This window comes from Gracilimonas qinghaiensis (assembly GCF_046602855.1).
GTDB lineage: Bacteria > Bacteroidota > Rhodothermia > Balneolales > Balneolaceae > Gracilimonas.
In genome coordinates, this window is sequence record NZ_JBKINJ010000001.1 from 1,084,815 (window position 1) to 1,098,155 (window position 13,341).

A 13,341-nucleotide genomic window follows, 5' to 3' on the forward strand; every position below is an offset into this window, starting at 1 on the left:
ATTTTCACTGCTTGTGAAATAAAAAACCCTGCTTAATTATAAAGCAGGGTTTTGTTTTAAACTTTACAAATCATCTCAGATTATTTGTTTACTGCGTCCCTGTCAAGGAACTCATCAAATAACTGGGTATGACGACTTTGCATTGGGATCTTATAGCCCTTGATAAATACCTGCTCAATGTTCGTAAGCGGTTCAAAAGGATCACCATCAGAAATAAACAAGTTTGCCTGTTTTCCTTCTTCAAGAGACCCGATCTTATCGGCCACTCCAAATAATTCTGCCGGGTTGATTGTCACTGCTTTTAAAGCCTCATCAGTTCCCATTCCATATGCAGCTGCATAACCGGCTTCAAAAGCTGTATTACGTGAATTTTCTGTATCATCAGATACTATAGCCACTTTTACACCGGCTTCCGCCATCAGGCCGGGATTCTGGTAAGGACGCTGATAGTTATCATAATCACGGCTCGGTGTATAAAGCGTGGTTGTTAATACCCCGATTTCCGCTTCTGCTATCTCCTCAGCTACTCTCCATCCCTCACGAACACCTGCCAAGATAAAATTCATACCTTCATGACCTTCAGCCCATTCAATAGCATCTAGAATTTCCACCTTATCGTTAGCGGTAATCACTACTGGAACATCGCCATTGAGAACTTCACGCATTGCTTCCATTCGTGGATCATGATCCGGCCTTGTCTTTCCAGCTGGATCTGCTTCGAAGGCTTCCATCATCTCATTATAGAAACTGGCTTTTGCGATAAAATCGTTGATCTCTTTTATCTGACGATCGTATTGCTTTTTAATCTCCTCGTCACTACGATTATCCCACCAGCCACCACCGGATGATGATGGAAGATTCATTACCAAAGCACCGCTCTTTTTAACAGCCATGGAATCCGGAGAATAACCCCAAAGATCCATAACAGCTGCTTTACCGGAAATGCTGCCTGATCTGGGTTTAGCTAGTACTGTTGTAACTCCACTTACCCGTGTAACAGGAATTGAAGCACTGTGCGGATTGAAGGCCGTGAATGCATACATATGAGGATTGAATTGCCCAACCTCGGCATCATCAACAGTTACCGCAACTGCTGATATCTCAACCAGACCAAGTCCTGACCAGCCATCGATAAATCCCGGGTAAACATGTTTACCGATTGCATCAATACGCTTATAATCTCCGGTAACACGGATGTTATTGCCAACATAAGCGATCGTATCATTTTCTATTAAGATCACACCATTCTCAATGGTACCGTTCGTAACGGTGTGAATGGTAGCACCTGTTATGGCAAATTTACCATATTCAGGTTTCTCAGTAATTTGTGCCTGTGTTGTTGCTGTTAAACCAAACAGCAGAGCAATGGCTATAACAAAAATATTTAGCTTCTTCATGTTCTGTACTCCTGTTTAGTTTTGAGTATTATTTTGCATCAAAATGAAGGCATCCTGCAAGCAGGCATCTTCTTCACGCCGAGTCACGATCTCACGGAAATTAGATCCATCTTCAAATTCTGAACCCGGATCGATGTCAATTCTCATATCACTTGGGTCGTTAGATCGGTCGAAATATTTTTTACCGTCAACAAAGGTCATTTCAGCTTTACTGTAAATACTGAGTGGATGGCCGCTCCATACGACCACATCACCGTGTTTGCCTTCTTCGATACTTCCCACATGATCGTCAATACCTAGCTGTATTGCAGGGTGTAAAGTGATCATCTTGATGGCATCATTTACAGATGTATCTCCGTATCTCACAACTTTAGCTGCTTCGTGATTCAAGGTTCTTAAAAGCTGATTATTGTCACTGTTAATACTATTGATCACTCCATTTGCATTTAAAATTGAGGCGTTATAGGCAGTTGAGTAATAAACTTCAAATTTATATGCCCACCAGTCAGAGAATACAGAAGTCATCGCTCCGTTTTCAGCTAACTCCGGAGCAACTTTAAAAGCCTCATTGGCATGCTGGAATGTATAGTTCTCAATCCCGTAATCGTTAAATACACGCATCAACATAAGGATCTCGTCGGCACGATAAGAATGACAGTGCACATAGATCTCACCTTCTATAATGTCATTCAGCACTTCATATCGCAGGTTTTCTGCTACAGGTACTGGTGGGGTGCCCCGGCCTCTGCGATCATATTCTGCTTTGGCATTCATGTAAGTTTCGCGCTTGCGTTTGTAATCCAGGGCTTCATCAAAATGATTTCGAACCACCTGTTCCACACCCATTCGGGTTCTGGGTTGAATGCCATTTCCCTGTCCGTGTACTCTTGTTGGATTCTCACCCAGAGCAAATTTAATAGTGCGTTTAGCACCTTCAAATCTCATTCCCTCCTGAGTGGTTCCATAGCGTAATTTCAGAGTTTCACCTTGTCCACCGATCACGTTTGCAGAACCGTGCATCAGGTGTATGGTGGTTGCCCCACCGGCCAATGCATGATAGATTCCAACTTCGTTGGGATCCACGGATTCTTCCATGGTAACCTCTGCGGTAACAGGGTTTCGAGCTTCGTTAATATCCACACCGTTAAGGTGAGAGTGAGCATCAATAATACCGGGCATTACAAACTTACCTGTGGCATCGACCGTCTCAACTCCTCTAGGAGCACTCAGGTCTTTCCCGATATCCTGTATAATCCCATCCTGGATCAGGACGTCAGTATTTTCGAGATCACCGTCCGTAACGGATATTACAGTAGCATTTTTTATCAGTACAGAACCTTTTTCCTGTGCATGGACAGAAACAACAAAGGCAACTGCGATCACACAGAGTGTTATTAATTTCTTCATTGTATTACTCTCCAGTTAATTCGTGAATAATTCCGTTCGTAACGTTGTGTAGAACCTTGGCATCATCTTCAGTCATTTGCTTATTAAATACTGAAAAACTTGCATTTTTACCTTTTGCAATACTGCCGTGGGTTCTGTTAATTCTCAAAATGTCAGCTGTATTAAAGGTCATAAGTTCGACAAGATTCTGCTCACTCATCCCACCTTCCTCGAGGAGGGTTTTAATTTTACCATTCAGATCCTTGAGATCTAAACCAGCAGATGCATAACCAACTCTAACACCGGCATCCATCAGGTTTTTAATATTTGCAACTTCAGCTTTCCAGGCTTCCAACTGCTTGTCTCGATAAGCTTGTTCTTCTTCAGAGATCTCTTCTTCCACTTCATTAGTTTCCGAATCTTCTGATTCTTCATCTTTCTTGTTTTCATCCTTATACCAGTCAGGGGCATCGGTAAAGTCCACGCTGGCAAGAACAGGAATATTTCTTCGTTTGAGTTCGTCGGCTTTTGCATAGGCTTCCTTGCCTGAAACGATAACCAGCCCGAAACCAAATTCGTCCTGTAGTTTAAATAGTCGTTCAATATTCTCTTTAGAATCTACTTCAAAGTAAAGAGGGGCCTCCTTGTTTATAACCGGAAAAAGAGCTTCCAATACCTGATCTCTGTTTGGCGCAGGCATCTCAGGATTCTGAGAATAGTACTCGATATGTTGCTGCAGAGCTGTGGCATCAAACATGACCTGTCTGAATTTTGCCATCACTCCCATGAGTGTAGATGGATAGGCACCACTTCCCCAGCCACCGGGTGCTGTATCAAAGGATCCGGCTAGTCCTACATTATCAGAAAGTAACTTTATATTGGTGTGATCGTCCGAAAGATAAAAGATCTCAACACTACCGGGGAGCATATAACCATTTGGGTACAAAGCTGCCGTCGTGAAGCCTGCTTTCATTGCTGCTGCAAAATTTTTATCACCAGTCAAAAGATCTGAGGGGTTCCTTTCTGGTTGAACACCCGCCCTGTCATATGGAGGATTACCCGGATCATCCAGATCAGGAAGATTACTTGGAAGATCAGGGCTACCCCAGATCGAATAGCCATCAATAAAACCCGGATACACATGGAGACTGTCTCCTCCATCTATTTCGTAGGCATCAAAAGGAATGTTCACGTTAGTTCCAACAGCTTCGATCACACCATCACGCCAAATTATAGTAGCGGATTCTGTGGCAAAGCCATCAGCATTATGAATAGTAACGTTCTTAAGCGCATGTGCTGGTGTAGTTTGTGCAAAAAGTTGCTGCACTCCCGACCCCATAAATAACAGCGCTATCATTAGAAATGTTTTTCTCATAGCAAATGATAAAGTTAAAATTTCGAATCGTCTGAATAACTGCATTAATTTGATAGTAATAAAGGATATCCTATCTAAATTTTGTAAATCTTAATCGCAGCCCCGTCTATCTCAGTTAATGCAAGAGTATGAATATATACTATTAGAGCTCTTAAAGATGGTAAGGAGCTAAAACATTCATTGAACTCCAGAGTTGAAAACACCTGTTATTGAAATAAAGATGAGTCATTCAAAATTCGCCAATAACCTTGATTTGCTTCAAAGCCGGTTCTCAGGGTAGTTAAAGCTTCAGATCTTGAAATTCTTACTGTAGCATAGCCCCTGAAGTAGCTGTCTTTGTTTAATGAGGTTTTATTTGCAATGGTTCCTTCCTTCTGTATAGCCTGACTAGCATTACGCAGCATAATCAAAAACTCAGGGGTATTCACGGTTTCATTTCCCTTATCTGATATACTCTCTCGTGTCTCCTCAATTATTTCAGACACACCTGCTTCTAGATTTACCCTGGCTTGAAGTTCTGCATTTTTGATGGCAGTCACTGAATCTAAGGCAACTGCTTCTCCATAGCCAATAAATGAAGTTGAGTCAGTCTGAAACATTACTTGCTCATACCAAGACGGATAGGCTATGTCCTGAGATTCGGTTTGTTGTGGTGAAGTTGTTTCCTGGGTGGCGGAACATCCTATCATTCCAAATGAAATTACCGTCGAGATTACAAGTACTTTAAACGTATTAATCATTGATTTTTTCTAACCGGATATATCCTGTTGCTCCTTCGTCATTTTTAAACTGAAGGGTGACTGATCTGTTTGTTTTAAAGTTTTCGGTCAGAAGTTCTTCTAATCTTTCGAGATTCTCAACCTTTTTTCCATCTATTTCTGTGATCTGCTGATCTTCCCTCATTCCTCTGTTCCAGGCTTCAGAATAACGATATACCTGATGTACATAAATATCCTGAATCCCGGGGTTTTGGGGATTGGCAATGCCTACTAATCTAAAGCCTTGATCGAATTCTTTATATTCTATTCCGCCATTATTTCCCTCGGGGATCTCATCAGGCACAATATTATCTTCGTTTAAAGCAACTTCAGGCACTTCTTCAGGTTCCTGCATTTTCAAAGGAACTTCTTTTTCGAATATGTCACCATCTCGCAATATGGTTAGCCTAACATTTTCTCCGGGACTCAAAACAGCTACCTGTTGCTGAAGCTGATTGGCTTCATTTACTTCCACCCCATTTACTCTGAGCACAACATCTCCCGACTGTAAACCTGATTCTGAGGCCGCACCATCTCGGCTAACTGTTATGATCTCGACCCCTCTAACAGTTTCCATTCCCTTTTCTACTGCTCTGTCGTAGTCAACAGCAGCAATAGAAACTCCAAGCAGAGCACGTCTGACCTTACCATATTCGATCAGATCGCTAGCAACTTTGATCGCAAGGTTACTTGGTACAGCAAAACCATATCCCTGATAGTTACCCGTTTGTGAAGCTATGGCTGTATTAATACCCACCAACTGCCCACTGGTGTTTACTAAGGCTCCACCGCTATTACCTTTATTGATAGCAGCATCAGTTTGTATGAAGCTTTCTATCCTCATTCTGTCATTAATGATCTGTACATCCCGACTCAAAGCACTTACAATGCCTGCAGTAACGGTAGATCTTAACCTGAATGGATTTCCAATGGCTAGTACCCACTCTCCGACATCTATTGTCTCTGAATCGCCTATAGTTGCTTTTGGAAAGTCAGAGCCGTTGATCTTTATTACAGCAAGATCGGTACTCGTATCATTACCAATAACCTGAGCAGGATATTCTCGTTTATCACTCAATACAACATTCAGTCCATTTTCAACAGCCCCTTCAATCACATGATGATTGGTCAGAATATAACCATCTGAAGTAATGAGTACACCGGAACCAACGGTGCGTGCCCGCTGAGGCATCAGTCTATCCCATATGCTTTCATTATCATCAAGATCTTCTTCTTCAAACTGATGATTCTCATCATTTGGAATACTACCCTCAATGGGTACTATAGCTTCAATGTAGACTACCGTTGGTGTGACCTCTTCTGCAATCTTACGGAACAGGAAGCGGGTATCCTTGTTTTCAAGTGCTTCATCACTGATAAAGGGGTCCGAACTTCTGTTGATCTCCGTTACACGGACCTCAGATAAAGGTGCAAGTTCTTTATTGATGGAATATAAAGCAATGAGAGTGCCAAAAGTTACACCGATCATCAGCAATAATATTCCGGTAAGGATCAGATCTTTTCTTTTCATAATAATATAGTTTTATAGCATCTGCTCAAAAATGGAATCAGATTTTCGCTCCTGATATCCTTCGATATGGTATTTAAAATACACATCAAGATGGTGAACAAGTTGTTTCAATTCACCGTTGCCAAATTGAACCTTGAAAATTTTACTGTTTTTACCTGCCATAGCCAAAATCAAAAAATGGGTTTGAGCGACTGTAAGTTTATAAGATAAATCGTCTTCAGAATGTTCCGAAAGGTTACCTCTAGAAATATTTAAATAAGCGTTATCCGGTATGTTCTCCATATTACTTATCAATCCAAAACCAATTATATCTGCTAACCTGATCTGAACGTACGCAAAAACAGACGGGTATGTTTCTTCAGAATAACCCAGCCATTTTATGAAGGTGATAACAAAATCGAAGACAGGGTCATTTACTTCATGTTCATGGACAATTTGTGCTATTAACTCTAAAGTTGCATATAAAATTGCGGTCTTTTGCAGATCGGTCCTGAAACTGTGATCACTATAATAGACCGAAGCTTCAGTTAGAGTTTGAACTCCCCTTGATTGTTTATAATAATAAACCACATCTAGTACCGCGCCGATCTCAAGAATGCCGGAAAGCTTATTCTTAGGTTTTTTTGCTCCCTTTGCTATAAGTGCGATCTTTCCGTGCTCTTTAGATAAAACCGTAAGTATCTTACTCGATTCCTGAAAGTCTATGACCTGCAATATGACAGCTTTCGTGTGTGTGATCATGACTCAATGAACTCAATTCTAAACCTAAAATAAATATCCAGCCTCTCTTTCAACATCTGAAATATTTCATAAACATCTTCAAGTTCATCTTCTTCTGCCTTTGCCATACGGATGTAACCGTTTTCAGTTATAAGGTCTAATGTAAACCATTCTGCGGCTTCCATGCCTTTTCCAAATAATGCTTTTCCACTGTCGTAGTTTGATAAAAGGAACTCATCAATCTCACCGTAACTAATAGTTTGAATTCTAAACCTGAAATAACCGAAGAATTTATAGTACTTGGTTATTGTGTATGAATCTGAATCAAATTCAAATTCATAGCGTGAAAAGATCTTCTGTAATACAGCAAATGCGAATATGAAGAAGAATAATGCAAATACAAAACCAAGAATAAAACTCGAGAAAAACAGTAAGAAGTCGATCAGTGTAAAACTGGACTCGACTCCCAAAAAAACAATATTACGGTCTTTATATAGGTCGTAATTCAATGATTGATCTTACTCTTGGTCGCAATTCACTAGGTTTGAATAACACCGGTTTTGAATTCTTCAATCTCGGGATTTAGGTTTGCACAACTGATAGCTTTGGAAATTCGATCTCGAGTTTCAAGTGGATTAATGATGCCATCTACCCAAAGTCTGGAGGCCGCGTATCTTACATCTGTTTGACGGTCATATCTGTCGCTGATCTTCTTCATGATCTTTTCCTGATCCTCTTCGCTAACCTCTTTTCCTTTTTTCTTCATGGAGGCAATCTGGATCTGCATTAGCGTTTTCGATGCTGAAGCACCACTCATTACTGCGATCTTTGCAGTTGGCCAGGCATACATAAAACGAGGATCATAAGCCCTTCCGCACATTGCATAGTTACCGGCTCCGTAGCTATTACCCACCACAATCGTGATCTTAGGAACTGTGCTGTTACTCATAGCATTCACCATTTTTGCACCGTCTTTGATGATACCGCCATGTTCGCTACGCTTCCCGATCATGAATCCGCTTACATCCTGCAAAAAGATGAGAGGGATCTTCTTTTGATTGCAATTCATGATGAACCGGGCTGCTTTATCGGCACTATCTGAATAGATAACACCTCCGATCTGCATTTCTCCTTGCTTGGTTCGATTTATATTACGCTGATTGGCAACAATTCCAACGCTCCATCCATCGATTCGTGCATACCCTGTAATGAGTGTCTGACCATAGCCCTTTTTGAATTCAGTGAAGCTATCTTCATCGATAATACAATCAAGTAATTCATAAGTGTCGTAAGGACTGGTTCGTGATTCGGGTAAAATATCAAAAATGTCACTTGCTGGTCTTTCCGGCTCTTTAGCTTCCTTTCTATTGAAGCCGGCCGTATCAAACGGACCAAGTTTATCAACGAGATCCCTGATCGTAGTAAGGCACTCTTCATCATCTTCCATTTTATAATCAGTGACCCCGGAGATCTCAGTATGTGTTGTAGCTCCACCCAGGGTTTCATTATCCACATCCTCTCCGATCGCTGCCTTCACAAGATAACTACCTGCCAAAAATACGCTGCCGGTACCATCTACAATAAGGGCTTCATCACTCATGATAGGCAGATAAGCGCCACCGGCAACACAACTACCCATAATAGCAGCGATCTGTGGAATACCCTTAGCTGAGATCACTGCGTTATTCCGGAACATGCGTCCAAAATGATCCTTATCCGGAAAGATCTCATCCTGCATTGGCAGAAAAACACCCGCTGAATCCACCAGGTAGATCAATGGAATGTGATTTTCAATGGCTATCTCCTGCGCTCTCAGGTTTTTCTTTGCTGTTATCGGAAACCAGGCTCCCGCCTTTACTGTAGCATCGTTCGCTACAATCATACATTGTCGACCACTAACCTCACCGATACCTGTGACAACACCCCCTGCAGGGCATCCACCTTGCTCTTCATACATTTCATACCCGGCCCACAAACCCAGTTCATAAAATTTAGAGTCATCATCGGTAAGCATCTCAATGCGCTCTCGTGCAGTTAACTTTCCTTTTCCATGCTCTTTATCGATGCGCTTTTGCCCACCTCCAAGTTTGATCTCACCCTCTGTTTCTCCAAATTCTTCAATAAGCTGGTGAAGCCAGTTTTTGGTAGCGCTTCCGGTTGATGTACTCATAAACAGTTATAATTTAGTTTTATAATGATTAATGAAATGGTGCGTTGAAAATAGGGATTATATTTAATCAGTAAACCCCGATATTCAAATAATTCATTCAAAAAACCTTTAAAAGTATGTATAAGTTTTTGGCAGTACTGTTAATAGCCCTGGGAATGGCTGATACAGCATTATCTCAAAGGGTTTCTTACCCACAACTGGTAAATCGTTCTGAAACCCCTCAGATCTTCATCAACGATATTATCGTTCCAGATAGCGACAGTTCATCTAGCCTGATGTTCTCATTTCGTTTTAATAACGACTTTATCCCTTTTAGAAAACTTCAAGCTTCTGAGCTTGATCAAGCCCCGGCCAATACTGAATATTATTCAACACTCAGGTTCAGTGCGGAAGTTTTTGAAGGCAAAATAAAGAAACGTAACAGTCCGGGTACTAACACTGCTGGAAGAGATAGCTGGACAGATACTGTCTACGTTTCGAGTTTTGAGGATACCCAAGCCAATAAAAAATATGCTTCCGGTGCCCTCTCTACAAAACTCACTCCGGGGTCCTATAATTATGTACTCCAATTATCTATGCTTCAGGAAATAAACGAGAGAAGTACACAGCGCAGAGAGATCGAAATTCCCAATTTGTCTGAAATGGAAAAGGGTGAGATCTATCTGATCAAGTCAGTAAGCTCAACTTCAAACGGTACAAAATATGAGCTGATAAATATGGATGATAACGTTGTATTCGGTAAAGATTTTACTGCCTTGATCCGTATTCCCAACTATCAAAAAAACAATATCTATACAGCTACAGTAAATAAAATCGTAGATGACAAAGAGAATAATGATAGCACTGAATCACTATTCAGCTCAGAGATCTCAGATGAATCCTTCTTTCAAAATACTTCATTAAAAATAGTTAAAAGCTCAGAGCCAGCACTTATCCTTCAGAACTCTGGTAACTTTACATATGCTGTCGTAAAAATTCCGTCAAGTAAATTTGACAATTCAAGATATAAACTGACAGTTAAACACACCGAATCTGATAAAACAGTATCGGAAAGAACTTTTCAATCGTACTGGCAGGATATGCCGGCGAGTCTCTATAACTTGAACATCGCAATTGATATGTTGAAATTCATCGCTTCAAATGATGAGATAGAACGCATCCGTCGAGGTTCAGATAAAGAAAGGGAAAGGAAATTCCGGGAATTCTGGGAGAAACGTGATCCTACCCCTAACACTGTTTATAATGAACTTATGGCAGAATACTACAACAGGATAGATCATGCCTATAAAGAATTTGGGAGCCAACAGGAACCACTGGGGCATGAAAGTGATCGTGGTGAAGTTTACATAAAATTCGGCCCGCCCAATTCTAAAGAAAGAGTCTTCCCTCCCGGTGGTAAAACCCGCGAAATTTGGAAATATCCTAATCAGACCTTTGTATTTGAGGCAGTTTCAGGTTTCGGAGATTTCAAGCTTATAGGCAAACGGTAAGGTTATGGATTACAAGGTTAAAGTTGTAATTTCATGTACTTATGCAATCAGATAGAAACCCTATAATTTCAATATCCGTTGGTGATTTCAATGGCATAGGTCCGGAGATCATTCTCAAAAGCCTCTCTGCTATTGACCTTGAAAGATCAACCCCGATCCTCATTTCTCCCTTAGGAGTTATTGAGTTCTATATTGAGCTTCTGAATATTGACCTGAATTACAGAGTGCTTAGAAATCGTAATGAAATACGAAGCGGTGTGGTTAACATATTGCCAATTTACAAAACTGATATTAACGTGACACCCGGCACGCTCTCACCGGAAAGTGGAACAGTTGCCATGAATGCCATAGAAACAGGTGTTGAACTGTGCCTAAATAACAGGGCTGACGCATTGGTTACAGCTCCTATATCAAAGGAATCAGTAAATCTGGCCGGATATGACATCCCAGGCCATACTGAGTTTTTGGCCTCATCAACAAACACAGATTCTGTTTTAATGACGCTGATCAGTGGTGATTTAAGGGTGGCCTTGGTCACGACACATATACCTGTGAAAGACGTTGCCAAATCATTAACACCTGCACTCATTAGAGAGAAAGCAAGACTACTGGCGAATAGTTTGATAAATGATTTTGGGATCAATGAACCGAAGATAGCTGTCTTTGGGCTGAATCCACATGCCGGAGACGGTGGCGTGATCGGAAAAGAAGAAATTGATATGATCATCCCAACTCTAAACGAAATAGATCAGGAAAATGAAAATTATCATGTTACCGGTCCATTTCCCGCTGATGGATTTTTCGGGCAAAAACTGCACGAACAATACGATGGAATTCTGGCAATGTACCATGATCAGGGATTGGCACCCTTCAAGCTACTGTCTTTTGGAAAAGGTGTGAACTTTACAGCCGGACTGCCTATTATCAGAACATCACCAGATCATGGAACAGCCTTTAATATTGCCGGAAAAGGTATTGCAAACCCATCCTCATTTAAAGAAGCATATGATCTTGCTGTAGAACTTTCAAACAAGAAATTGCGTGAAGACTGATTCAACCCCCATTTACACTGCCTTAGCGGAATTGTACGACACCCTTATGGATGACGTAGATTATGAGATGTGGGCTGACTTTATTGATGAGGTCATTCAAACCCATCATCCCAATCCGGTCGACGTCCTGGAGCTTGCCTGCGGAACAGGAGCTATATCACTATGTCTTGCCCGGTTTGACGAATATAATCTGACGGGGACCGACCTATCTCCTGCCATGATCGAAAAAGCTCGTCAAAAGGCTGCCGAACAAGAACTCGATGTACAATTCCGAAGTATGAACTTTCTGGATATCGATATCGATCAGAAATTTGATATTATATTTTCAGTTTTTGACAGTGTTAACTATTTGCATGACGAGACTGAGATCCTGAAAATGCTCCAGGGTTGTTACAAGATATTGAACCCTCACGGACTTTTGATCTTTGATTTTTCAACCCCCCAAAACTCTCTTGAAGCCGTAGATTATCTGAATAATGAAGAAGGCAGTTTCGGTTCATACCGGTATTTCAGAAAAAGTACGTACGATCCACATAACAAATTTCATTATAACATCTTTGATATTGAGTTGATGGATAATGACGGGAAAACCGTTTTAGAGAGTTTTCACGAGGTTCACGAACAACGAGTTTATCCACTCGATCAAATGTTGTCAATTTTAGATCAAACGCCCTATCATCAGGTTGCCAAATACGAAGATTTTGATTTGGTTGATGCAGACGAAAACAGCGCACGCGTAACAATGGTTCTTAAATGTCAGAAACAGCAGTAATTGAACTTAAAAATGTAACCCTGAACTATGATAAGAACAGGGTTTTGGATGATGTCAATTTTAAACTCCACAACGGCGAGTTCGCTTACCTTATCGGTCCTACCGGTATCGGTAAAAGCACCTTTCTGAAACTTTTATACAGAGATGTAGTTCCCGACTCAGGCACCGTCAGGGTTACTGAATATCCTGTTAATAAGATCAGTGAACGTGAAGTCCCGATGTTGCGGAGAAGACTCGGGATCGTATTCCAGGATTTTCAACTCCTTAAAGACCGCAACGTTTTTGATAACGTCGCTTTTTCTCTTCAGGTAACCGGTGAGAAACCAAAATTCATCAAAGAACGCGTGTTGGAAGTTTTGACGATGGTAGGATTGAGTCACAGACGTAAACACCTCCCAAGAGATCTATCCGGTGGAGAACAACAACGGGTCGTTATAGCTCGTGCCCTTGCCAATGAGCCCCGCATCTTATTAGCTGATGAGCCTACCGGCAACCTTGACCCTAAGGCCACTAAGGAGATCATGGAGCTTCTCAGAACCATCAATAACCGTGGCATGGCTGTTTTAATGATCACTCATGATTACGCTGTTGTAAAAAAATACAGAGCAAGAACAGTTCGCATGGTCAATGGTAAAACGCAGGATCTTGTGTGGAAAGGTGACAAGTTAGTACCAGTTAAGTAAAAGAGCT

The 13,341-nt window shown here is 41.2% G+C and carries 12 protein-coding genes; 4 read left to right on the plus strand and 8 right to left on the minus strand.

The window, feature by feature from the left end:
- Positions 1–80 precede the first annotated feature (80 nt).
- The 8 genes from ACKGJO_RS04850 to ACKGJO_RS04885 all read right to left on the minus strand — a co-directional run bounded on the left by ACKGJO_RS04850 (position 81) and on the right by ACKGJO_RS04885 (position 9,337).
- Entirely contained in the window at positions 81–1,397 is a 1,317-nt protein-coding gene (locus tag ACKGJO_RS04850) for an amidohydrolase family protein (protein WP_411322273.1), read from the minus strand.
- Positions 1,398–1,412: 15 nt separating this feature from the next.
- Positions 1,413–2,804, minus strand: a complete 1,392-nt coding sequence (locus ACKGJO_RS04855; protein WP_411322274.1) for an amidohydrolase family protein — start codon at positions 2,802–2,804, stop codon at positions 1,413–1,415.
- Between the two features lie 4 nt (positions 2,805–2,808).
- Entirely contained in the window at positions 2,809–4,158 is a 1,350-nt protein-coding gene (locus ACKGJO_RS04860) for an amidohydrolase family protein (RefSeq protein WP_411322275.1), read from the minus strand.
- Between the two features lie 206 nt (positions 4,159–4,364).
- Complete coding sequence (locus ACKGJO_RS04865) at positions 4,365–4,898, minus strand: hypothetical protein (RefSeq protein ID WP_411322276.1); 534 nt, start codon at positions 4,896–4,898, stop codon at positions 4,365–4,367.
- Positions 4,891–6,447 carry a S1C family serine protease gene (locus tag ACKGJO_RS04870; RefSeq protein WP_411322277.1) on the minus strand — a complete coding sequence of 519 codons (1,557 nt, stop codon included), beginning with the start codon at positions 6,445–6,447 and terminating at the stop codon, positions 4,891–4,893. Before ACKGJO_RS04870 ends, ACKGJO_RS04865 begins: the two co-directional genes overlap by 8 nt.
- 12 nt (positions 6,448–6,459) lie before the next feature.
- On the minus strand, positions 6,460–7,188 hold the full coding sequence (gene recO / locus ACKGJO_RS04875; RefSeq protein ID WP_411322278.1) for a DNA repair protein RecO: 729 nt from the start codon (positions 7,186–7,188) through the stop codon (positions 6,460–6,462).
- Positions 7,185–7,676: a hypothetical protein gene (locus tag ACKGJO_RS04880; RefSeq protein ID WP_411322279.1), complete on the minus strand. Its 492-nt coding sequence runs from the start codon at positions 7,674–7,676 to the stop codon at positions 7,185–7,187. Before ACKGJO_RS04880 ends, recO begins: the two co-directional genes overlap by 4 nt.
- Before the next feature lie 29 nt (positions 7,677–7,705).
- Positions 7,706–9,337 carry an acyl-CoA carboxylase subunit beta gene (locus ACKGJO_RS04885; RefSeq protein ID WP_411322280.1) on the minus strand — a complete coding sequence of 544 codons (1,632 nt, stop codon included), beginning with the start codon at positions 9,335–9,337 and terminating at the stop codon, positions 7,706–7,708.
- 128 nt (positions 9,338–9,465) lie between these two features.
- Between ACKGJO_RS04885 and ACKGJO_RS04890 the strand changes: the two genes are divergently transcribed.
- From ACKGJO_RS04890 to ftsE, 4 genes are read left to right on the plus strand one after another with little or no spacing between them, the layout of a single operon-like run.
- Positions 9,466–10,827 carry a GWxTD domain-containing protein gene (locus tag ACKGJO_RS04890; RefSeq protein WP_411322281.1) on the plus strand — a complete coding sequence of 454 codons (1,362 nt, stop codon included), beginning with the start codon at positions 9,466–9,468 and terminating at the stop codon, positions 10,825–10,827.
- A 41-nt stretch (positions 10,828–10,868) separates the two neighbouring features.
- A complete protein-coding gene (gene pdxA / locus ACKGJO_RS04895; RefSeq protein ID WP_411322282.1) occupies positions 10,869–11,879 on the plus strand; it encodes a 4-hydroxythreonine-4-phosphate dehydrogenase PdxA in 1,011 nt (336 codons plus the stop codon).
- Positions 11,869–12,651, plus strand: a complete 783-nt coding sequence (locus ACKGJO_RS04900) for a class I SAM-dependent DNA methyltransferase (RefSeq protein WP_411322283.1) — start codon at positions 11,869–11,871, stop codon at positions 12,649–12,651. Before pdxA ends, ACKGJO_RS04900 begins: the two co-directional genes overlap by 11 nt.
- Positions 12,633–13,334 carry a cell division ATP-binding protein FtsE gene (ftsE, locus tag ACKGJO_RS04905; RefSeq protein WP_411322284.1) on the plus strand — a complete coding sequence of 234 codons (702 nt, stop codon included), beginning with the start codon at positions 12,633–12,635 and terminating at the stop codon, positions 13,332–13,334. The genes ACKGJO_RS04900 and ftsE overlap by 19 nt, the downstream gene beginning before the upstream one ends.
- Positions 13,335–13,341: the final 7 nt, after the last annotated feature.